14 protein-coding genes and 2 pseudogenes are annotated in these 23,707 nt (G+C 35.7%); 5 read left to right on the top strand and 11 right to left on the bottom strand.

Translation table 11 applies throughout. The annotated features are described in order from the left end of the window. Positions 1-24: 24 nt before the first annotated feature. Both sufB and BscR1v2_RS03690 read right to left on the bottom strand, forming a co-directional pair. A pseudogene (gene sufB, locus BscR1v2_RS03695) lies at positions 25-1,535 on the bottom strand (Fe-S cluster assembly protein SufB). Between the two features lie 153 nt (positions 1,536-1,688). Then, positions 1,689-2,834: a cysteine desulfurase family protein gene (locus tag BscR1v2_RS03690; protein WP_078689778.1), complete on the bottom strand. Its 1,146-nt coding sequence runs from the start codon at positions 2,832-2,834 to the stop codon at positions 1,689-1,691. A 177-nt stretch (positions 2,835-3,011) separates the two neighbouring features. On the opposite strand from BscR1v2_RS03690, the gene BscR1v2_RS03685 reads away from it, so the two are divergent. The 3 genes from BscR1v2_RS03685 (at position 3,012) to BscR1v2_RS03675 (ending at position 5,920) form a co-directional block, all read left to right on the top strand. Further along, entirely contained in the window at positions 3,012-3,692 is a 681-nt protein-coding gene (locus BscR1v2_RS03685) for an alpha/beta hydrolase (RefSeq protein WP_010703790.1), read from the top strand. A 294-nt stretch (positions 3,693-3,986) separates the two neighbouring features. Continuing rightward, complete coding sequence (gene tyrS, locus BscR1v2_RS03680; RefSeq protein WP_078689777.1) at positions 3,987-5,240, top strand: tyrosine--tRNA ligase; 1,254 nt, start codon at positions 3,987-3,989, stop codon at positions 5,238-5,240. Positions 5,241-5,446: 206 nt separating this feature from the next. Further along, entirely contained in the window at positions 5,447-5,920 is a 474-nt protein-coding gene (locus BscR1v2_RS03675) for a peroxiredoxin (RefSeq protein WP_078689776.1), read from the top strand. A 154-nt stretch (positions 5,921-6,074) separates the two neighbouring features. On the opposite strand, the gene prfB is transcribed toward BscR1v2_RS03675, so the two are convergent. From prfB to BscR1v2_RS03660, 3 genes and pseudogenes are all read right to left on the bottom strand, one after another. Then, a protein-coding gene (gene prfB / locus BscR1v2_RS03670) for a peptide chain release factor 2 (protein ID WP_141638321.1) occupies positions 6,075-7,206 on the bottom strand; the annotation gives its coding sequence in 2 pieces (ribosomal slippage) (positions 6,075-7,136 and positions 7,138-7,206; 1,131 coding nt in all). Between the two features lie 171 nt (positions 7,207-7,377). Next, positions 7,378-9,842, bottom strand: a pseudogene (locus BscR1v2_RS03665) (penicillin-binding protein 1A). A 151-nt stretch (positions 9,843-9,993) separates the two neighbouring features. Continuing rightward, positions 9,994-11,223, bottom strand: coding sequence for an N-acetylmuramoyl-L-alanine amidase family protein (locus tag BscR1v2_RS03660; protein ID WP_078689774.1), 1,230 nt, complete (start codon positions 11,221-11,223; stop codon positions 9,994-9,996). Positions 11,224-11,853: 630 nt separating this feature from the next. Here BscR1v2_RS03660 and BscR1v2_RS03655 point away from each other — a divergent pair. Further along, positions 11,854-14,220, top strand: coding sequence for an Rne/Rng family ribonuclease (locus BscR1v2_RS03655; RefSeq protein WP_472255909.1), 2,367 nt, complete (start codon positions 11,854-11,856; stop codon positions 14,218-14,220). Positions 14,221-14,292: 72 nt separating this feature from the next. Here BscR1v2_RS03655 and BscR1v2_RS08545 read toward each other — a convergent pair whose 3' ends face one another. Both BscR1v2_RS08545 and BscR1v2_RS03650 read right to left on the bottom strand, forming a co-directional pair. Beyond that, a complete protein-coding gene (locus tag BscR1v2_RS08545) occupies positions 14,293-14,427 on the bottom strand; it encodes a hypothetical protein (protein WP_257787972.1) in 135 nt (44 codons plus the stop codon). A gap of 111 nt (positions 14,428-14,538) precedes the next feature. Then, positions 14,539-15,150, bottom strand: coding sequence for an invasion associated locus B family protein (locus BscR1v2_RS03650; protein ID WP_010703783.1), 612 nt, complete (start codon positions 15,148-15,150; stop codon positions 14,539-14,541). 306 nt (positions 15,151-15,456) lie between these two features. Between BscR1v2_RS03650 and BscR1v2_RS03645 the strand changes: the two genes are divergently transcribed. After that, entirely contained in the window at positions 15,457-17,274 is a 1,818-nt protein-coding gene (locus BscR1v2_RS03645) for an extracellular solute-binding protein (RefSeq protein WP_078689773.1), read from the top strand. 608 nt (positions 17,275-17,882) lie between these two features. Here BscR1v2_RS03645 and mfd read toward each other — a convergent pair. From mfd to BscR1v2_RS03625, 4 genes are all read right to left on the bottom strand, one after another. Beyond that, the gene (gene mfd / locus BscR1v2_RS03640; RefSeq protein WP_078690313.1) at positions 17,883-21,383 is read right to left on the bottom strand and encodes a transcription-repair coupling factor; all 3,501 of its coding nucleotides are present in this window, start codon (positions 21,381-21,383) and stop codon (positions 17,883-17,885) included. Between the two features lie 5 nt (positions 21,384-21,388). After that, the gene (locus tag BscR1v2_RS03635) at positions 21,389-21,679 is read right to left on the bottom strand and encodes an FAD assembly factor SdhE (protein ID WP_010703780.1); all 291 of its coding nucleotides are present in this window, start codon (positions 21,677-21,679) and stop codon (positions 21,389-21,391) included. Between the two features lie 76 nt (positions 21,680-21,755). Further along, on the bottom strand, positions 21,756-22,436 hold the full coding sequence (locus tag BscR1v2_RS03630) for an ABC transporter ATP-binding protein (RefSeq protein WP_078689772.1): 681 nt from the start codon (positions 22,434-22,436) through the stop codon (positions 21,756-21,758). Then, entirely contained in the window at positions 22,436-23,704 is a 1,269-nt protein-coding gene (locus BscR1v2_RS03625; RefSeq protein WP_034990123.1) for a lipoprotein-releasing ABC transporter permease subunit, read from the bottom strand. Before BscR1v2_RS03625 ends, BscR1v2_RS03630 begins: the two co-directional genes overlap by 1 nt. Positions 23,705-23,707: the final 3 nt, after the last annotated feature.

Below are 23,707 nucleotides of genomic sequence, written 5' to 3'. Positions count from 1 at the left end.
CATCAAATTTACCAAATACACGAATTAGCCTACACTACCTTCAAGGCTGATAGCGATGAGCTTTTGCGCTTCAACAGCAAATTCCATAGGAAGTTTCTGAATGACTTCTTTTACAAAACCATTAACAATTAATGCGATAGCTTCTTCTTCAGGAATTCCCCTCTGCATCACATAAAAAAGCTGATCATCAGAGATTTTTGATGTTGTTGCTTCATGTTCAAAGTGAGCCGTTGCATTTTTCGCTTCAATATAAGGAACTGTATGAGCACCGCAATTGTTCCCAATTAACAAACTATCGCATTGAGTGAAATTACGTGCATTTTGCGCTTTTTTATGTGCCGTGACTTGCCCTCGGTAAGTATTGTTTGAAAAACCGGCAGAAATACCTTTAGAAATAATACGACTTGATGTATTTTGACCCAAATGGATCATTTTAGTACCAGAATCGATTTGTTGATAACCATTTGCAACAGCAATAGAATAAAATTCTCCACGTGAATTGTCACCACGTAACAAACAAGACGGATACTTCCAAGTAATTGCGGAACCCGTTTCAACCTGTGTCCATGAAATTTTGGAATTATCTCCCCGACAATCTCCACGTTTAGTTACAAAATTATAAATACCCCCTTCCCTTCTTTATCACCAGGGTACCAATTTTGTACTGTAGAATATTTAATTTCTGCATTTTTAAGTGCAACAAGTTCAACAACAGCGGCGTGAAGCTGATTTTCATCACGTTGAGGTGCTGTACATCCTTCAAGATAGGAAACATAAGAATCTTCATCTGCAATAATCAATGTTCGTTCAAATTGACCTGTATTGCGTTCATTAATCCTAAAATAGGTTGAAAGCTCCATAGGGCAACGAACCCCTTTAGGAATGTAAACAAATGAACCATCTGTGAAGACAGCAGAATTTAAAGCAGCATAATAATTATCACCAGCTGGTACAACTGTTCCTAGATATTCTTTAATAAAGGCAGGATGTTCAATAATTGCTTCTGAAATAGAACAAAAAATGACACCGGCACGTGCTAATTCTTTTTTAAATGTCGTCACAATAGAAACAGAGTCAAAGACTGCATCAACGGCTACTTGTCCTGATCCATAAATATTATCATTAAGAGGAGAGCGATCAGCTTGTTTTCTTACTCCTGCCAAGATTTCCTGCTCTTTAAGAGGAATACCAAGTTTTTCATATGTTGCTAATAACTCAGGATCAACTTCATCTAAAGATTTTGGTCCCGTATGATTTTTAGGAGCAGCATAATAATAAAATTCTTGAAAATTAATTTTAGGATATTCAACACGCGCCCACTGAGGTTCTTCCATTGTAGTCCAACGATGAAAAGCTTGTAAACGCCAAGCTAGCATCCATTCGGGTTCATTTTTTTTTGCAGAAATGAATCGGATGATATCTTCATTTAAGCCTTTTGGTGCTTTATCCGTTTTAATATTGGTTTTAAAGCCGTATTTATATTGATCAACGTCTATCTCACGTACCTGGCGTATCGTCTCTTGTACTGCCGGCATCAGTTTTCTCCATTCTTGCCGGTGTTAAGGACCGGTGATTAAAGATCTTATTTTTACAAGACCAAAGCGAGTACTTCAGTCTTTAAATTATATGCAAAAGAGGAAAATTTCAATCAAGCTTTAAAATTAGCTTTAATTTTTTAATGACAAATTTTATTTTTTACTATTACTTATTATTTGAGAAAAGACCAATAAAAAATCATCGATATCTTCAGAAGTTGTGCAACGCCCTGTTGAAACACGGATTGCACCGTTTGGAATGTGGTACCCCATTGCTTCTAAGATTTTACTTTGTTTTACTTTTCCTGAAGAACAAGCAGAACCTGCCGATACAGCAAATCCTGCCAAATCAAAACTAATTTGCATTGTTTCAGCTTTTATATTTTGTACAGCAAAATAAGTGGTATTGGGCAAACGCTGAACGTTTTTACCAAAAATTTCAACATCATTACTAATTTGTTGAAGGCCATTTTCTAATTTATCGCGTAAGTAAAGTAATTTTTCTACTTCTTCTTGTGTAAAAGGATCGCTCATCGCGGCTCCAAAAGAAGCAATAAGCGGTAACGCTTCTGTTCCACCACGCAGTCCTTTTTCTTGTCCACCAGCAATAATAAGGGGTTGCGGCATGAGAAGATTCCCGCATGAAACAAAAGCCCCAATCCCTTTAGGTCCGCCAATTTTATGGGCTGATAATATAAAAAAATCACCACCGAATTGATTGATTTCAATAGGATTTTTATCTACATATTGTACCAAATCAACAATAAGAATACCTCCAGCATCTCGGACAATAGCAGCTATCTCTTTCATTTTTTGAACAACACCAGTTTCACCATTAGCTGCTTGAATAGCAACAAGGGGTAAGCCTTTTGTATTATCATGAGAAGCCAGTAAGAGTTTTAGATTATCCTGTTGGATTAAGCCATTGTGATTAACTGCAATTGTACTGATCAATTCTTTAGAAAAACGCCCCCCTTGTGCAATAGATGGATGCTCACTTGCACCAATATAAAGGTGGGAAAATTGAACTTTAGAATACCCCATGTTATAAAAAGGGGTCAATAATGTCATTGCTGCTTCACTTGCGCCAGATGTGAATACAATGTGATTTGGGTTTGCATTAAGTCTGTCGGCAATTTGCCGGCGTGCTTTTTGCAATAAAGCTTTAGCAGCACGACCTTCTGCATGAACGGATGATGGGTTACCAAATGTTTCTAAAGATTCGAATAATGCTATTTTTGCTTTTTTTGTAAGCGGTGTTGTTGCATTATGATCAAAATATCGGCGTTTTACAGCCATTTTAAATCCCAACCAGTAATTTTATCAATTGATTTTAAGAAAAATAGTGCAATTTTCTTGAAAAATGCATCTAAAACAGAATATCTAACGATTAATAAAGTAAAATCATATAAATAAATTTTATATGAAAGTTAATCAAGGTCAATGAGAGCCTCTTTATAACTTAAGGAGCAGTGAATGCCAGAAATCATTTTTAACGGTCCTGCAGGCCGTCTTGAAGGGCGTTATCAGCCTTCACAACAAAAAAATGCACCAATTGCAATTATTCTGCATCCTCATCCTCAGTTTGGTGGAACAATGAATAATAAAATCGTTTATGATTTATTTTATATGTTTCAACAGCGTGGATTTATTACTTTACGTTTTAATTTTCGTGGTATTGGTCGCAGTCAAGGCGAATTTGATTATGGAACGGGGGAGCTTTCAGATGCTGCTGCTGCACTTGATTGGGTGCAAACACAGCATCCTGATTCTAAAAATTGTTGGGTAGCGGGATATTCGTTTGGTGCGTGGATTGGTATGCAACTTTTAATGCGTCGACCAGAAATTGAGAGCTTTATATCTGTTGCTCCTCAACCTAATATTTACGATTTTTCATTTCTTGCCCCTTGCCCTTCTTCAGGCCTTATAATTCATGGAGATATCGATAAGGTTGCTCCCCCAAAAGATGTTCAAGCTCTTGTAGATAAATTAAAGACGCAAAAAAGCATTACTATTACACAAGAAACACTGGAAGGTGCTAACCACTTTTTTAGTGGATGTCATAAGGAACTTATTGAACGATGTTCACAATATTTAGACAATCATCTTGCGGGTGAGTTGTCAGGTTGTCCACGTGAAATATTGGCACTTTCTTGAAAGTATTAAAAGAAAAAGATCATACTAGTGGCTAAACGGCGTTTCGTAAGAAGTATTTTGAATTTGTAGTGTACTTTTTTATAAATACAAAACTATGTTGTGCAATTAATGATATGAACAGAAAATAGTTTAAGCAAAATATATCAATGTCATTTTCTTGAAGTTTCTTTCATGTGTCCTTTATTGGCTTAACATTTTTAGTTTCTTTGTGAATTATGTACGTACCATTTGTAAAAAATAGTGATGAGCTTTCAGCTATAAAAACGGATAGTAATATTTATTAGGAAAAAATCCATGTTTGCCTTTAAATCTGAGTTTTTACATATTATGAGCGAACGTGGTTTTATCCACCAAATTTCAGATGAAAAAGGCCTAGATGATCTTTTTTCAAAAGAGATTGTAACTGCTTATATTGGATTTGATCCCACTGCTTTAAGCCTTCATGCTGGAAGTCTTCTTCAAATTATGATGCTTCATTGGCTACAAAAGACAGGTCATCGCCCCATTGTTTTAATGGGGGGTGGAACAGGTGTAATCGGTGATCCCTCTTTTAAAGATGAAGCGCGGCGTCTTTTAACACATGATGATATTGCTAAAAACATCGTTGGCATTGAAAAAGTTTTTGCTAATTATTTAACATTTGGTGACGGAAAAACTGATGCACGCATTGTCAATAATGCTGAATGGTTGTGCGATTTAAAATATCTAGAATTTTTGCGTGATATAGGAAAACATTTTTCAGTCAACCGTATGTTATCATTTGATTCTGTTAAACTCAGGCTTGAACGTGAGAATTTTTTATCATTCCTTGAATTTAACTATATGATTTTGCAGGCTTATGATTTTGTTGAACTTAATAAGCGCTATGGATTACGTGTGCAAATGGGTGGTTCAGATCAATGGGGTAATATTATCAACGGCATTGAATTGGGACATCGCTTGGGAGCGCCGCAGTTATATGCATTAACCTCACCACTGCTTACAACTTCCTCTGGTGCAAAGATGGGCAAGTCATTGAATGGTGCAATATGGCTTAATTCAGATATGCTTTCACCTTATCAGTTTTGGCAATATTGGCGCAACACGGAAGATGCTGATGTTATACGGTTTTTAAAACTGTATACGACGTTACCAATGAATGAAATTGCCAGACTTTCCACTTTACAAGGCACTGAAATTAATGAAGCAAAAAAGATTCTTGCAACAGAAATTACAGCCATGTTACACGGAAAAGCTCTTGCTGATGCAGCTGCAGAAACTGCACGTAAGACTTTTGAAGAAAAAACACTTGCAGATAATCTCCCAACTATTGAAATCAACGCTACAGAATTAAAAATAGGCACTGGATTGCTTTCTCTTTTAGTACAAGCAGGATTAGCCAAGTCCAATAGTGAAGCACGCCGACATGTTCAAGGTGGTGGTGTACGTGTGAATGATAAAATTGTTGAAGATGAAACACGCCTTATTGTGGAAGATGATGTCAGTGAAATAGGAGTAATTAAGCTTTCCTTTGGTAAGAAGAAGCATGTCTTGATTAAGCCGTTATAAGCTATCTCTATTCTTGATCTCTTTTTATAATTTCTTATATTTTGTTAAATCATAAAAGTTTTAACTTCTTATAATAATCAGGTTCTCATAATTCATTTTTATCATTTCAATTATGACATAATAATAATACTATCGTATATAATAAAGCGCTACTGCGTTATGTAATCTAAAAATTTGATACTTGTATAAAAAAGAAAGAAAGTGCAATGACAAGACCAACGAAAGGTGATATCGCCCCTGATTTTGATTTGCCACGTGATGGTGGAGGGCAATTACGTCTTTCTGATCTTCGAGGAAAGCAAGTTGTTTTATATTTTTATCCAAAAGATGATACGAGCGGATGCACAAGTGAAGCAATTGATTTTACACGATTAAAAATAGAGTTTGATAAAATAGGAGTTATCATTATTGGTATATCTCCAGATAATGTTAGCAAACATGATAAATTTAAAGCAAAACATGAACTTGATATCATCCTTGTTTCAGATGAGGAAAAAGTTACACTTGAAGCTTACGGTGTTTGGGTTGAAAAAAGCATGTATGGGCGTAAGTATATGGGGGTTGAGCGGAGCACTTTTCTCATTGATGCAACAGGAAAAATAGCAGAAGAATGGCGCAAAGTTAATGTATCTGGACATGCCGAAAATGTTTTAACCGCTGCGCGTGCATTATCTCATTAATGGTTGCGAATTCAGTTAATATTCTTGATAAGAGTCCAATGTTTAATCCTGGATTTAATTCAATTTTACCAATTAATGATTTGATATATAGATTAAAAATTAATAGATCGAGTAATAATACCAGTGAAGATTTTAATATGATAGATTGGTATCATCACTCAGTCTTTTCTTCAATTACGGGGTCTTGTTTGTAAACACGTTGAGCGAGCGCTGCTTCTATAAACGCATCTAAATTACCATTAAGGACAGTTTGTGGATCAGTATTTTCAACACCTGTGCGCAAATCTTTAACAAGTTGATAGGGTTGAAGAACATAAGATCTAATTTGATGCCCCCACCCAATTTCCGTTTTAGAAGCCTCAATAGCATTGGTTTCTGCTTCACGCTTTTTAAGCTCTTCTTCATAAAGGCGTGCGCGCAACATGGACCAAGCTGTTGCTCTGTTTTTATGCTGAGAACGCTCTACTTGGCACTGAACAACAATACCCGTTTTTATATGGGTAATACGAACCGCAGAATCTGTTGTGTTGACATGTTGTCCTCCAGCTCCTGATGCACGGTAGGTATCAATACGGATATCTGATTCTGAAATATCAATTTCAATATTATCATCAACAACGGAGTAAACCCAAACACTTGCAAAAGAAGTATGACGTCTTGCGTTCGAATCAAAAGGTGAAATGCGTACTAAGCGGTGAACACCTGATTCTGTTTTTAGCATACCATAAGCATTATGCCCTTTTACGAGAATTGTAGCTGATTTTATACCAGCTTCTTCTCCGTCATGAATTTCTAATACCTCAACTTTCATTTTATGCTGTTCAGCCCAGCGGATGTACATGCGTAAAAGCATAGAAGCCCAATCTTGGCTTTCTGTCCCCCCTGCCCCAGCGTGAATCTCTAAATAAGTATCGTTTGAATCTGCTTCTCCTGAAAGAAGCAAATCAATTTGCCGTTTATCTATCTCACTTTTAAGTTTACGTATTGTATTTTCTGCATCAGTGATAATTTCTTCATCACTTTCTTCTTCACCCATTGCAATTAATTCAATACATTCTTCAAGTGTTTGCGTAAATAATCGAATACCATTTATTGAATCTTCAAGACATTGACGCTCACGCATCATATCTTGCGCTTGTTGTGTATCATTCCAAAGTGACGGATCTTCAGCTTTTTGGTTGAGATATTCAAGACGTTTTAATGACTGATCCCAGTCAAAGATGCCTCCTTAGCAATTTAATAGCCTGCTGTATTTCATCAACCAATGTTTCTATTTCTGCGCGCACAATTTAACCCCTTAGTTTTAATTTTTTTGTTACAAATTCTTTTATTTTATATCAATTATAGCAATAAGAATGGATATTATGCTCTCATAAACTTATCTGATTATAGCTACAGCATAGAAATAATTGAACATTGTTCATAGTTATCTACCATATCAAAAAATTACTTTTTAATTAATATAATCCACCAGAACCATTCTGAAGGGCTTTATTAACCTGTGGAGAAGTGGTTACTGTTGGAATACCTTCTTGGAAGGAATTAGTTTCACCAATGACCTGATATACATCAGCAGGACCAGTTCCCGGTTTGAATGCTTCCAAAATAACATCATTATCGTCAGCTGTAGCAAGCATACCGGTTTTACGGTTAATTTTCATTAAAATCATACCCTTTGGTATCTTAAATGGTACATTTGGTTTGTCTTTCAGAGCGGCTTGCATAAATTCTCCAAAAATAGGCGCTCCCAATGAACTTCCCGTTTCAGTGCGTCCTAATGAAGTCGGTTGATCATAGCCAATGAAAACACCAACCACAAGATCAGGTGTAAATCCTATAAACCAAACATCTTTCGAGTCGTTTGTCGTACCTGTTTTGCCAGCAATATGCCGGTTAAGATAACGCAAACGTGCAGCGGTTCCACGCTGAATAACTCCTTCCATCATTGATGTAATCTGATAAGCTGTCATAGGATCAAGAACTTGCTCTCGTTCATCAATTAATGTTGGTTCGTTTTGATTATTCCATGATTGAACATTACAATTTTCACAAAGACGATCATCATGATAGTAAATAGTCCTTCCATAACGATCTTGAATTCGATCTATAAAAGAAGGTTTAATCGAATGCCCTCCATTTGCAATAACTGAATAAGCTGTTACCATCCGTAAAACTGTTGTTTCACCAGATCCTAAAGCCATGGAAAGATAAGGCGGCAATTTATCGGCAACTCCAAAACGCTCTGCATATTCAGCAACCAATGGCATTCCCATATGATGTGCAAGCCGTACGGTCATAAGGTTACGAGAATGTTCAATACCGTAACGCAATGTTGAAGGTCCCGCAAAAGTACCACCATAGTTTTTTGGTTGCCAAATTTGACCATTACCTTGAAGAATTTCAACAGGACCATCCAAGACTACTGATGCTGGCGTATATCCATTATCCAGTGCTGCTGCATAAACAAAAGGCTTAAATGCAGAACCAGATTGGCGATAAGCTTGTGTTGCACGATTAAATTCGGATTCAGAGAAAGAAAAACCACCAACCATTGCAAGAATTCGTCCTGTATGAGGCTCCATCGCGACAATGGCCCCTCAATCTTTGGTATTTGTTGCAAACGATAGACATTGTCTGTATTTGATATTGTTTCAACAAAAATGACATCACCAACATGTAGAACATCTGATAAATTTTGAGCAGTTGTTCGACGGTTATTTTCGCCAATAACATTCAATGCCCATTTTGATTGCTCTATAGATAATGCAGCAATTGCCCGTTCTTTTGATAATAAACCTGAATTTTCACGCTTTGGCTGCAAACCTATCTCTATTTTATCAGTGCTAGAAGACAGAACAACTGCTAAATTCCATTCAGGCACATCACTTAGTCCAGTGATATCTGCAAGTGCTATGCCCCAATCATCTGTAATATCGATATGTTTATAAGCTCCACGCCACCCTCGTGAATGGTCAAATTTAATTAAACCATCTTGCAAAGCACGCCGCGCAATAAGCTGTAAATGCGGATCAAGTGTTGTACGAACTGAAAGACCACCTTCATAAAGTATTGTAGCACCATAGTGATGCATTAAATGACGACGTACTTCTTCAGTAAAATACTCAGCAGCAAAAACATAACTATCGCTACCACGTATTTTTACTCCTAAGGGTTTTTCTTTAGCTTCTTTACCTTGCTCTGGTGTTACATATCTATTTGCCACCATCCGGTCTATAACCCAATTACGTCGCTCAATAGCGCGTTGTGTATTTTTAAATGGATCATAATTTCCTGGTCCCTTAGGAAGAGCTGCCAGATAAGCGCATTCTTCTAAAGTAAGTTCGTGGACAGATTTATTAAAGTAAGTCAATGAAGCTGCTGCGACACCATAAGTACCACGACCCAGATAAATTTCATTAAGATAAAGTTCAAGAATATGATCTTTAGAGTAAGTCTTCTCAATACGTATAGCAAGAATAGCTTCTTTTAACTTACGTTCAAACGTTGCTTCTGAATTTAAAAGGAAATTTTTAGCAACTTGTTGCGTAATGGTTGATGCTCCTTCTGGACGTCGACCAGAACCGATATTAATGATATTGTTAATTAAAGCTCTAGAAAGACCTTCGGGATCTAAACCAAAATGGTTATAAAAATTTTTATCTTCAGCTGAAATAAAAGCTTCTTTAAGAAGATTTGGAATTGATTCGATTGGTAAATAGAGGCGATGTTTCGTTGCAAATTCTGCCATAAGACGACCATCGGCTGCATGAATACGCGTCATCACAGGTGGTTCATACAATGAGAGCACCTCATAATCAGGAAGTTCATCAGCTTGGCTACTCGTCATTGCTGTCCATACTACAACTCCACAAAATCCAAGAGCTGTAAGAGAACTAAGCAGATATCTAAAAAAAGTCATCATTGAAACGAATATCGCTTTCTTTAAAATTGATCAAAAGAAACATATTTTAATTTTATCATTACTAGGTGTTATTAAATTGAAATAAATGCAAGCTTAATCTCTATTATTTTGTTATTAAAATTTAATATCAATACTCTACTTTTTCAAATATTTAAGGAAACTGCATAATTTCCTTCCGATACTGGGCAAATTGACGAATAGAATGTGCAAGAGAAACAACTATTTGATTCCGCCATTGAGAATTATTCAATAATTTCTCATCTTCTTTATTAGATAAATAGCCTATTTCTATCAATACAGAAGGTACATCTGGAGCTTTTAAAACTTGAAAATCAGCGTATCTATGAGGATTTTTGATCAGATTAATATTATTATTTGACAAATTTAAAATAATAAGATCAGCAAAATTAAGCGAAAGTATATGAGTTTCGCGTCTAGCCAGATCAATCAAAATATCTGTGACTTCATGCGATTCTTCTGCAGGCAGTCCATCAAGAAGATCTGCATTATTTTCAATTTCAGCTAAAGTTTTTGCAATTGCATCAGATGCTTTATCAGACAAGGTGTAGACCGTAGCGCCACGAAGAGAAGGAATGTTAATACTATCTGCGTGGATAGATATAAAAAGATCGGCATTAAAATTTTGTGCTTTTTTAACTCTTTCACTTAACCTTAGAAACACATCACAATCACGTGTTAAAGTTACATTAATATCAGAGTCTTTTTCTAATTCATCTTGCAATGCACGTGCAAAAGCTAATGTTATATTTTTTTCTAAGATTCCAGTAATGCCTTGTGCACCACTGTCAATTCCACCATGACCAGGATCAAGCACAACATGAAAATGATGCTTTGGATTGGATTGTTTTTTTATATTTTGGTCGACTTTTTGTTGTTTTGTCGAAATTTCATTCAATTTTTTCTGTGTATTTTGGGTGATATCAATCAACAGCTGCCATAAACCATTCTCTAATTTTTGCACTGTACTATTTTCAATAATAAAAGAGGTTTTGCTTGTCAGAGTGATATATGAGGTTTGTGTATCGGAAGAACTATAATGTACATCAGATAGCATACTTGATAGTATATTTTGTTTATTTGAAGATATATTTTGTGTTGAAAAATCAACTAGAGGTAGCTTGATAACCAAACGTGAGGAGTTGTCAGAAATTTGTAAATGGAAATTTGGTTCAGCATTAAAAACTGCAATAATACGTGTAGATGTATTATCACCAATTGTCCGCAGGTTAATAAGTTTTAACGCATCCGCACCTTGAATATATGTTTGAAATATCAAAAAAAAGGATAAACAGCATATAAAATACCAAATAACATTCCAATAGACTGCTTTCAGCATTCTGACGGAGAATTGTTTAATCATTTAAGCAAAACACTTTTTCTGTATTAATAAGTTGGTTTTATTGTGTAAAATTACACTGTAAATATAGGTTATATTATTTCAATAATCGATCTTGGCCTTCTTTCATAAATGTTGAATCTTTTAACCACAACTATCAAAAAAAATCAAACTAAGAGGATGGATGCATTATAATGGTGCGTATTTATACTTGTTACTTGCCAAAAGCATGATATCAACATAAAAGAATATTTACGCTCTTTAAGCGATATAACCATCTATTGTTGACTTAAATTATCAATAATTTTGTTAAGTTATCTTTGAAGGTTTATCGTATATTATGCGTTTAGGCTTTTTATAGGTGATAAGTCTTCATACCTTAAAAAGCAGGATTATGTTATTTTAAATTCGCTGGTTCGGATATCCGAACTATTTTCAAAATTGTTTTGCCGGAGACTTGTAAAAACGTGAGTCATACAAAACAGATGGAACTGATAATTGTAAATATCGTAAACGCTGTAACGTGTTTGCGAACGAAAATCCATTATGTTATGTCGGCACCCCCCTTTTACGGCAGACAGCCTTTTATATTTGCAAGTAATGATAATGCTTGTTTAGATAAAGTTGTGCGTGTCGCCTTTAGGATTTTAACTTATGTCAAACAAAATGCTTATCGATGCCTCCCATCCGGAGGAAACGCGTGTTGTTGTTGTTCACGGCAACAAAATTGAAGAACTTGACTTTGAGTCAGAACATAAAAAACAGCTTAAGGGGAATATTTATCTCGCACGTATCACGCGTGTTGAGCCGTCACTTCAAGCAGCTTTTGTAGAATATGGTGGCAATCGCCATGGTTTTTTAACATTTTCAGAAATTCATCCTGATTATTATCAAATTCCTATTGCTGATCGTCTTGCTCTTCTTGAAGAGGAAGAGAAAGCTGCTATTGATGAAAATCAAGCAGATGATCTTGTTGAGGAAATAAAACAGAATAAAAAAGGTTCAAGAAAAACAAAAAAAAGTAAGAACCATAGTACTCTTTCTGTAGATAATGAAAACAATATCATATCCGAGTCAATAGCAAGTGATGATGGAGAAGAAGCACTTGATGGAAATGTTTGTGATGATGATATTGAAATGGTTGGTGCGGAAGATGCTCTTGAAGAACTCCCTACTTATCAGCGTAAACCGGTGCGCCAATATAAAATTCAAGAAGTTATTAAACGGCGTCAAATTTTATTAGTACAAGTGATCAAAGAAGAGCGTGGCAATAAAGGTGCAGCACTCACAACTTATTTATCATTGGCAGGCCGTTATTCAGTTTTAATGCCAAACACGGCACGGGGTGGTGGTATTTCTCGGAAAATTACCAATATACAAGATCGCAAACGGCTCAAAGAAATTGTAAAAGAGTTAGCAGTTCCAAAAGGTATGGGTGTTATTTTACGAACTGCTGGAGCTAATAGAACAAAAGTCGAAATTAAACGTGATTATGAATATCTCATGCGGTTATGGGAAACTGTTCGTACTTTAACACTTAAATCAACCGCACCATATTTAGTTTATGAAGAAGGCAATCTAATAAAACGCTCTATTCGTGATCTTTATAATAAAGACATTAATGAAATTCTCGTATCTGGTGATAAAGGATATCGTGAAGCTAAAGATTTTATGCGTATGTTGATGCCAAGTCATGCAAAAGTTGTCCAGCCTTATCGTGATCATATACCAATCTTTACACGTAACAATATTGAAGCTCAGCTAGATAAAATGTTGCAATCAAAAGTTGCTTTAAAATCTGGTGGTTATCTTGTTATCAATCAGACAGAAGCACTTGTCGCTATTGATGTAAACTCTGGCCGTTCTACCAAAGAGCATTCTGTTGAAAAAACAGCGCTACAAACCAATCTTGAAGCTGCTGAAGAAATAGCTCGTCAATTGCGTTTACGTGATCTAGCAGGCCTAATAGTGATTGATTTCATTGATATGCTTGAAAATCGTAACATTAAGCTTGTTGAAAAAAAGCTGAAAGATTGTTTAAAAAATGATCGTGCTCGTATTCAAGTTGGTCGTATCTCACATTTTGGCCTTATGGAAATGAGCCGTCAACGCATTCGTGTATCTGTTCTAGAAAGTACAATGCAGCCTTGTCCTCATTGTGCTGGAACTGGAAATGTACGCTCAGAATCATCAATTGCCTTGCATGTTATGCGCTCAATTGAAAAATATCTTCTTAGTAATTCGCAATATAATATCATTGTGCGGACATCTGCGGTGATAGCACTTTATGTACTCAACCATAAACGCAATATTCTTGTTGATTTAGAAACACGCTTTAAGCTTAATATTAGTATTGAAGCAGATGATAGTGTTGGAGCGCAGCATTTAGTTATTTCCAAAGGGACAATGGCAGAAAAAGATCATTTGTCTCCATTAGCTATTGAAGATGATGATAAAGAGGAAGACGAAGATGCAATCTTGATGGAAAGCGAATTGACTCATGACGAGTTTCCTGTTGAAAATAATCAACGGCGTCGGCGTAAAAATCGCCAAAGTGAATTACATGACAACTTTTCTACATCCTCTCATAAAGATGATATTCAAAATAATGAGGATACCCGCCGCCGTGGACGTCGTCGTGGGCATCGTAGGGGTCGGCGTAATCAAAATAACGGTTTTTATCAGTCTCGTGTTCCTTATGCTGAACCAGTCGGAGAATTTGCCAAACAGGCTTTAGAAGAAATTAAAGCAGCGCATCGCCGATATTCTATTCCAGCTGCTGAACCTGTAGGATTTGATGAACAAAACGCTGATGCAAAACATCATGTCAATGTGCAACAAAATGCTTCTTTTAAAGCTAAGAAGAATCGTAATGCACGTCCCCGAAAAGCATCTCAAGGCAAAAAAATGCCCGAAAATGATAAAAGCGTGACAACATCAACACCTGTTGAAGAAAAAATACTACCAACTCTATTCATAAATCTAAAACAAAAAAAGAAAATAAACCAACTCGTGAAATAACTGAAGAAGTCTCAACAGATACAAAAAATCAACACGTCAAACGCGAAAAAAGACTATTACGAAAAAAACAGCTCAAATAACTGAAGTATCAGAAAAGGAACCTATAACAAAGCAAGCTGTTGAACAAGTTTCTACCAAACCTGTTGTTACATCTTCAGTGCCTGAGGGGGGAAATAAAACTGGACGCATTGGATGGTGGAAGCGCAAAGTTTTCTCTAAGAGCTAAACAATTAAAAAACGCTATAGAATTATTCTATAGCGTTTTTAGATATAAACAAAATACAAAAAAGCCTTTAAAGCCTTTTATATTACTTGTTATTATTTTTTCTGAGCTTTTTCTTGCTCAGCCCGCATACGATCTTCAATTTCTTTTTGCTTTGCTTGGATAGTTTGCTGTAACTTCATTTGTTTTTGTTCAAAAGTTTTTTCATCTATACCAGGACCTGTGTATGCAGCTTTAAATCCACTAAGAGAAAATTCGATAGGATTAGCACCACCCCGAATATTAGTTGTAGTTATAACCATTTTCGAACCAGTTTTCATGGCAGAAACTAACTCGTCACTTAAAACATCATTGGCAATACAACTTGCCCCATTACAAACAACGTAAGGAATTTTCATAGAGAAGTCATTTCCAATTTGGATATGAACACCTTCTGGTAGAAGACGATTCGTAGGTACTTGAATACCTATACGCTTTTCTTCCTTTTGTCCTTTCACTTCAACTAAGTTAACAGCAGTCAAAGGTTGACCGGTCTCTGATATAACATTGTTCATTGTGTTACAAATATTAATGTCATTCTGCTTACTGCAAACTTTGTACCAACCTTGAGATAAATTCTCTGCACCTGCTGGAGTATAAGCCATGAGAAAAAAAGTAGCGGCTCCAGCTAATACTGAAATAGCAGTATAGGTATTTTTATGCGACATAATTAAGTTAATCCTTTCAATGTGCTTGTATGATGATCCCAATAGAAGGATATTAAGTTGATTTTTAATCAACTGTATTAAAATTATCAAAAAATAACACTTCTTTGTGTTTTTCATTATATACAAAGAGAAAAGCAAAATCTAGAGAAAGAAAACAATTAAATAATTGATTGAATTTTTGTACAATTTATATGGTTTATTTTCTTCTCAATTGCTTTATTTTTGATAAAATTTATTCATAAAATGCTTTGCATAATGAATAAAACTAAATTTTGTATAAACGAATTACTATTGCGCTATTATTAAATGTTATTCTACAGTTCGTATCGTTTAAAATTTTCTCTTGCTTTTATAATTTTTCTTCTGTGCCATGATGTGATTGCAAATGGTATTGCAATGCGTGGAGTACCAAAATTACCAGATAAGTTTGAATATTTTCCTTATGCTTCTCCCAATGCAAACAATAAAGGCAAAATCACCTATGGTGTTGTTGGAACATTTGATGGCTTAAATCCCTTTGTTATTCGTAGTTTTCGAACGACTGCACGAGGGCTTTTTGCTGATGAGCAACTCTCTGGCCTTGTTTACGAAACAATGATGGTACGTTCTCGTGATGAATCTTTTACACTTTATCCTCTTCTAGCAGAAAAAGTTGAATTAAATGACGAACGCACAGAGATTACTTTTTTTATCAATCCAAAAGCACATTTTTCAGATGGGAAGCTCATAACAGTTGAAGATGTTTTATTTACGGTTAATCTTCTTAAAGACAAAGGAAGACCTCCGTTTGATCGGTACATGAAGCGTATAGAATCTATTGAGGTAATTAATAATCATTGTATAAGGATGCGCTTTCCACAATCACAGGATCGTGAGTTTCCACTTATTTTAGCAAGTGTAATGCCAGTATTACCCAAACATGCTATTAATGTTGATGATTTTGAAAAAAACGGTTTAAGTAAAATTCCAGGAAGTGGTCCTTATGTTATTGAACATGCTGATCCTGGTGAACGCATTATCTATAAACGTGATCCCAATTATTGGGGGAAAGATCTTCCTGTTAATAAAGGGTTGCATAACTTTGAGATTATTCAAATCGAATATTTTCGAAATGAGACAGCGCACTTTGAAGCTTTTAAAAAAGGTATTGTTGATATCTTTATTGAAGGATCTTCTAATCCAAATCGTTGGCAGCTTGCTTATAATTTTCCGGCTGTTCGCGAGGGACGCGTTATTAAAGAATCTTTTTCAAAAGGAACACCTGCTGATACTATTGGTTTTGTTTTTAATACCCGTCGCACTATTTTTAAAGATAAAAAGGTACGACAAGCATTATCAATGCTTTTCGATTTTGAATGGGTCAATCGCCATCTTTTTAGTAATATCTATACCAGAACAGAAGGTTATTGGGCAGGATCTATACTTTCATCTGTAGGAAAGCCAGCAAGCGAAGAAGAAAAAAAGCTCTTAACCCCTTATTTTAATACAGTTCTTCCCGAAGTGATGGATGGAAGCTGGCGTCTTCTTCAAACAGATGGTTCAGGTATGGATCGACTTATCATGCAAACAGCTTGGAAACTTTTGCAAGAATCTGGTTTTACAAGAAAAAATAACAAGGTTATTGCTCCAAATGGTTTGCCCTTTCAATTTGAGATCATGACTCAAACACTTGATGAAGAAAAAATTGCCCTTGCATTTCAAAGTACACTATCACGTTTTGGTATTAATATTGAGATAAGAACCGTCGATGATACCCAATATCAAAATCGTTTAAGTATATTTGATTATGATATGATTATTGCAAAATTAAAAAATTCTCTATCACCAGGCAATGAACAAATAAACCGCTGGGGTTCTGCTTCTAGAAATTTGAAAGGAAGTTTTAATTTTGCGGGAACAGCTGATCCTGCTATAGATGCGATGATAACCGCAATGCTTAATGCACGCTCAGATACTAATTTCATTGCAGCAGTGCGTGCTTTAGATAGAGTTCTTATTTCTGGTAACTATTATATACCGTTATACCATTTGCCTGAACAACGAGTGGCACGTTGGTCATATATTAAACATCCTATTTATACATCCTTATATGGGTATTATCTTCCAACTTGGTGGCGTGAATAAAAAAACAAATGAAAACAATTTTATAATCGTTTTTTAAATTTCGTTTAAATTACAAGGCTTATAAAAAAGATTTTATTGTTCAGAGTATTTTGGGCTGTCTGCTGTTTTAATTACAATTTCAATATAATAATATACCTTATCGGGTACATAGTAAGACAAGTTATAGAAAATAAAAATCTTTGTATAAATCCTAATGCATATAATCGCTTTAAAAGGAGAATATCAGATTTAGTTGCTAGTTTATAAAATAGTGCCTCACACAATTGGTATTTGCTTGTAGTGTCTAGGAACGGCCATATAAAGAGAAGTATACGCAATAAATATAACAACATTATTTCATGTTATTTCGAGGAAAAATGAAATATTCTAGATATAAAATATTTTTACAGCAGTTTTTCAAACTATAAAATGCAGTGTGAATACGATTTTATAAACTTAAAGATAATATTATTACGCAAACATACTATAAGATATTGGAAAGGACTTTGTGCCTTTATCGTGAATCAAAAATGTTTGTATGAAAGAGTAAAAAGCGAATTTTTATAGAATTTGCGCCACAAATTAATCATGGTCATGTTTTTTAAAAAAGCTAGCAAATGGCAAAATTACTAAGCAGGACGTTGTTCTGTCATTGTTGCAAGTTGTGTCATAATCGTTTCTGCACCTGAAAGTCTTTCATCAGCTGTGGGCCAATCACGAATAAAAATAACACTTTGATCTGGTCGGATTTTTGCTAGAGAGCCTTGTTCTCCAATCCATTTAATAAGGCCAGCACTGTTTTCAAAATAATTATTACGAAACTGCACAACAATACCCTTTGGGCCAGCATCCAGTTTTTCTACATGCGCTTTTTTACATAATGCTTTAATATAAACAATCTTAAGAAGATGTTGAACTTCAGTTGGAAGAGAACCAAAACGATCCACCAATTCAGCGCCTAATTGATTGATTTGTTGCAAATCATCAAGTTCTACTAAACGGCGGTAAAGACTCATACGTAGTGATAAATCAGGCACAAAACTTTCTGGTATTATTGCTGTTATACCAAGTGAAATTTGGGGTGACCATTGACTATCTTCATTGTGTTTGCCATCCTTTAATTCAGCAACTGCTTCTTCAAGCATTTTTTGATAGAGCTCGAATCCAACTTCTTTAACGTGCCCTGATTGCTCTTCTCCTAAAAAATTACCTGAACCACGAATGTCCATATCATAACTAGCTAATTGGAAACCTGCACCCAATGTGTCGAGAGATTGCAAGACTTTAAAACGGCGATCAGCAGTAGGTGTTAAAACTTTGCCAGCAGGGAAAGTAAAAAGTGCATAAGCGCGTTGTTTTGAACGCCCTACTCTGCCACGCAACTGGTAAAGCGAAGAAAGACCGAACATGTCAGCACGGTGCACAATTAATGTATTTGCTGTTGGAATATCGAGACCTGATTCAATGATGGTTGTTGAAAGCAGTACGTCATATTGCCTATCATAAAATGCATTCATAATATCATCAAATTGTGTAACTGGCATTTGACCATGAGCCACGGCAAATTTAAGTTCAGGTACGTGTGTTTTGAGATATTCTTCTACATAGGGAAGATCAGAAATACGAGGGCAAACATAAAAACTCTGTCCGCCCCGATAATATTCACGAAGCAATACCTCGCGTATAACAACTGCATCAAAAGGTGAAATAAAAGTCCGAACCGGTATTCTACCAATGGGTGGAGTTGCTATTAATGAAAGTTCACGTAATCCTGATAAAGCAAGTCCTAAAGTTCGTGGTATGGGAGTGGCTGAAAGTGTGAGAACATGAATATCACTTTTAATTTCTTTTAAGCGTTCTTTGTGCTTAACACCAAAATGTTGCTCTTCATCAATGATAAGAAGCCCCAACCGTGAAAAATTAATTGATTCACTAAGTAAGGCATGCGTCCCAATGGCAATATCAATTCTACCATTTGAAATATCTTTTTTGACTTGCGCTAATTCTTTAGCTTTTACAAGCCTTGAAACATGACCAATTTTAACAGGTAACCCTTGAAAACGTGAGATAAAGGTCTTGTAATGTTGCCGTGAAAGCAAAGTTGTAGGCACAACAACAGCAACTTGATAACCATTTAATGCAGCAACAAAAGCACTTCGAATAGCAACTTCTGTTTTTCCAAAACCAACATCACCACATATTAGGCGATCCATAGGTTTTCCTGCTGCTAAATCACCTAAAACTGCATCAATTGCATCTATCTGATCTTCTGTTTCTTCATAAGGAAAGCATGCAACAAATTCGTCAAACAATCCAATTGGTGGACTTAACGCAGGTGCAGAGCGTGTGGCGCGTTCTGCAGCTATACGGATCAATTGGCCAGCAATTTTCAATAAATGTTTTTTTAGTCGCGCTTTACGTGTTTGCCAAGCAACACCACCTAACTTGTCTAATGTTACATCTGTATCTTCTGATCCATAACGTGATAAAAGTTCGATATTTTCAACAGGTAAAAATAATCGATCACCTTCAGCATAATTGATTTCAAGACAATCGCGTAAAATTCCAGCTGTCATGATGGTTTTAAGACCGATAAACTGTCCAATACCATGATCAACATGCACAACAATATCACCAGAATTTAGTGTAGCAATTTCAGAGATAAAATGCGTATTATGTTTGCGCCGTTTTGATGACCTTATTAATCGATCACCAAGGATATCCTGTTCGGCTATAATAACAAAATCGTCAATTTCAAAACCATGCTCGATTGCTATGATAGCTGCCGATACCTGATCATGTGATGTTGCTTTTACAGCTTGTAATGACTTTGCAATTTCTATTTTTTTTAATCCGTATTCATCAAGAATCTGCAACAAGCGATTCATAGATCCTTCACTCCAGCAGGCTAAGAGTACCTTCTTGCCAGATGATTGTAGTGAAAGAATATAATCAACCACATTTGCAAAAACATTTTTTTCCTGCGCATTACGTTCTTTTACAAAATCATATCCCGGTGCAACATTTGTATGAATAACTGTCTGTCCAGAGGTTTGTGGAACATTGAAGGGTATAAAATCAATACGTTGCCCCGATTGTTGTGCACGTGTTAAAACTTGTTCTGGTGTCAGATAAAGTAGGTTAGGCTCTATTGGATGATAGGAAGCATTACTTTCTTCATTGTTTTCTTGCTCTTTACGAACATTATAAAAATCTTCAATAAGACGATAGCGCTCAGTTAGCACTTCTTCTATAAGGTGCTCAAAAACAATAGGTACGTCACCACAATAATCAAAGAAATTATCGAGATTCTCATAAAAAAGCGGCAACCAATGTTCCATACCAGCAAAACGCCGCCCTTGAGAAATGGCTTCATAAAGCATATCATTTCTTTGTGATACACTAAGTGTACGAATATAATTATTTTTAAATAGATTGATCCGCTCAGGCGTGAGGATAACCTCACTCATTGGTTGTAAAAAAAATTCAGTTTTATTGCCTGTTGTACGTTGCGTAATTGGATCAAATACGCGAATAGTCTCTAGAGTATCACCAAAAAAATCAAGACGCAAAGGCTCACTATCATTAGGAGAAAAAATATCAATAATTCCTCCTCTGACAGCAAATTCACCAACATCGTGCACAATCGCAACGCGTTCAAAACCACTACGCTCTAAATAATGGATTAGATTATCCATATTAACACATTGACCAATCTTCGTATGAATAATCTGATCATCAATTATGGCACGAGGCGGTAATTTTTGAATAATTGCATTTGCTGTTGTCAATATAATCGCGGAACGTGGATTTTTATGCAAATGTGATATATGTGCCAAAGTTGAAAGACGTCGCGCAGTAATGGCTATTCCAGGCGACACACGATCATAAGGCAAACAATCCCATGCAGGAAATTGAAGAACAGGTAAATTGGGCTCAATAAAATTTAAAACTTGTTGTACATGGGAAATCTTTGTTCCATCACGAACAATGTAAACAAGAGGCTTATCTTGAGCAATTTCTGAGCTTAATTGAGCAAGTGCGAAAGATTCAAACCCATCAATAATGCCATCAAGAATCATTAAATCTTGCACATCTTTGGGAAGAATAATTTTTTGAAATATGGACATTTTGATCAATTAAAATTTGCGCAAATACGATAATTTGCAATGTCACGAAAAAGCGGGCTATCTACCTCAGATGGTGTAGGAATTTCCCCGGTAATCCACATAAGTAAATCGCGATCTTCAAAAGACATAATATATTCAAGTTCAGAGATTGTTTCATCACTCATCTCAATGATATGCGAATCAACATATTGCCCTAAAATTAAATCCATTTCACGAATGCCTCTATGCCACGCCCGAAAAATCAATCGCCGACGCCGTGCATTTAATTGGTTTTTATCAATTACAAAATTTGTCATAAAAACTCTTCAATAGGTGAAATATAGACATACAGCTATAGTATTAATTTTCTATAATAAACGGTGTACTGTATTTTTAAGGAAGTTCAATAATTTTTCTCTCTTTTATTGTAATTCGACGATGCATCAACTTAGCCAAACTGTAATTATGTGTTGCAATAAGAGCAGCAAGCCCAGATTGACGAACAAGGGCTGATAAAGCCTGAAATACATAAACTGAAGTTACAGGATCAAGATTTCCTGTAGGTTCATCAGCTAACAGTACACAAGGAGCATTTGCTATAGCACGGGCAATAGCGACACGCTGTTGTTCCCCGCCTGATAATTCTGATGGACGATGTTTGGCACGATGAGAAACCCGAAGGTATGTTAATAATTTAAGTGCGCGATTTTCTGCAGTCGATTTTTTTAATCCTGCTATCATTTGGGGTATCATTACATTTTCTAAAGCTGTGAACTCTGGTAACAAATGATGAAATTGATAAACAAAACCGATATTTTTTCGTCTCATAGCTGTTCGTTCACTATCAGAGCATTTTGCACAAGAAACACCATGCAACAAAACATCACCAGCTGTTGGTTTTTCCAGTAACCCAGCAATATGAAGAAGTGTTGATTTTCCAGCACCAGATGGCGCAACAAGTGCTACAAGCTCTCCGCGATTAAGAATAAAATTAGCTTTGTCTAAAATAATTAAAGGTTTGTCGTTATCAAAAAAACGTCGCTCAATTTCGACAAGTTCTAAAACAACAGACATTACTCATACCTCAAAGCTTGTACAGGATCTAACTTAGAAGCTTGCCACGCTGGAATGAGTGTTGCAAAAAACGATAAAAGCAAAGCCATCACAGCTACTATAGCAGTTTGTCCCCATTCAATGCGTGCTGGCAATTTTGTTAAAAAATAAAGTTGAGGATTAAAAACATCAACATTGAAAAGCCAAGATACAAAATCCTGAATATAATTGATATTTGTAGCAGCTATGACACCTAAAATTAACCCCAATATTGTTCCAATACACCCAATCATCATGCCAGTAGAGATGAATATACGCATGATTGCACTCTGGTGTGCTCCCATAGTACGTAAAATTGCAATATCGTGGTTTTTATCTTTCACAAGCATAATTAGCCCAGAAATAATATTTAAAGCAGCAACAAGAATAATAAGAGAAAGAATAAAAAACATGACGTTGCGCTCAATCTGTAAAGCTGAAAAGAAAGCCTGATTGCGCATACGCCAATCAATTAAGTAAACTTGTTGATCTATCTCTTTTTCTATTACCTGCTTTATTTGATCAACAGTATCGGGATCATTAAGAAATAACTCTATTGATTGAATTTTCTGCCCTAGATTGAAAAATGCTTGCGCTTCAAAAAGAGGCATAAAAACAAATATTGAGTCATATTCAGACATACCCACTTCAAAAATAGCAATTATTTTATAAGCTTTAATACGTGGCATAACGCCAAAAGGTGTTACATCACCATCTGGTGTAATAATACGCAGATCACTTCCAATTGTTAACCCTAATTTTTCTGCCAGACCACTTCCGATTGCAATGCCCTCTTCTTCTTCAAAATGAGCAAGTGTACCTGATTTAATATTTTGAGATACTATTTTAAGCTTCTCCAAATCTTCTTGGCGCATACCACGAATCAAAGCACCAGTCCCCCCACCAATATCACCCTGAACAAGTGCTTGCCCTTCAACAACAGGCAAAGCAGAATTTACACCGTCTATGGATTCCAAATAAGAAATAAAGGTATTATAATCGGAAAAACCAGAATCAGTCGTTTGAACGATAAGATGTCCATTCATGCCGAGAATGCGATTAAGAAGTTCTGTGCGAAAACCATTCATTACTGCCATAACAACAACTAAGGCAAAAACCCCTAGCATAATCCCAATTAAAGAAATGATTGAAACAACAGATGTAAACATATGTTTTTTATTAGGAATCATGTAACGAAATGAAATCATCCATTCATAAGATGAAAACCATTTTCTTCTCAAACCATTCATAAC

Origin of the sequence: Bartonella schoenbuchensis R1 (assembly GCF_002022685.1) — a bacterium.
Taxonomy (GTDB): Bacteria; Pseudomonadota; Alphaproteobacteria; order Rhizobiales; family Rhizobiaceae; genus Bartonella; species Bartonella schoenbuchensis.
This window is presented reverse-complemented; position numbering and strand designations above follow the sequence as displayed.

Coding starts and splice junctions, on each gene's coding strand:
- BscR1v2_RS03690 (WP_078689778.1), bottom strand. CDS start 2,834: ATGGCTGTAAAACGCCGATATTTTGATCATAATGCAACAACACCGCTT.
- BscR1v2_RS03685 (WP_010703790.1), top strand. CDS start 3,012: ATGCCAGAAATCATTTTTAACGGTCCTGCAGGCCGTCTTGAAGGGCGT.
- tyrS (WP_078689777.1), top strand. CDS start 3,987: ATGTTTGCCTTTAAATCTGAGTTTTTACATATTATGAGCGAACGTGGT.
- BscR1v2_RS03675 (WP_078689776.1), top strand. CDS start 5,447: ATGACAAGACCAACGAAAGGTGATATCGCCCCTGATTTTGATTTGCCA.
- BscR1v2_RS03660 (WP_078689774.1), bottom strand. CDS start 11,223: ATGATTAAACAATTCTCCGTCAGAATGCTGAAAGCAGTCTATTGGAAT.
- BscR1v2_RS03655 (WP_472255909.1), top strand. CDS start 11,854: ATGTCAAACAAAATGCTTATCGATGCCTCCCATCCGGAGGAAACGCGT.
- BscR1v2_RS03650 (WP_010703783.1), bottom strand. CDS start 15,150: ATGTCGCATAAAAATACCTATACTGCTATTTCAGTATTAGCTGGAGCC.
- BscR1v2_RS03645 (WP_078689773.1), top strand. CDS start 15,457: ATGTTATTCTACAGTTCGTATCGTTTAAAATTTTCTCTTGCTTTTATA.
- mfd (WP_078690313.1), bottom strand. CDS start 21,383: ATGTCCATATTTCAAAAAATTATTCTTCCCAAAGATGTGCAAGATTTA.
- BscR1v2_RS03635 (WP_010703780.1), bottom strand. CDS start 21,679: ATGACAAATTTTGTAATTGATAAAAACCAATTAAATGCACGGCGTCGG.
- BscR1v2_RS03630 (WP_078689772.1), bottom strand. CDS start 22,436: ATGTCTGTTGTTTTAGAACTTGTCGAAATTGAGCGACGTTTTTTTGAT.
- BscR1v2_RS03625 (WP_034990123.1), bottom strand. CDS start 23,704: ATGAATGGTTTGAGAAGAAAATGGTTTTCATCTTATGAATGGATGATT.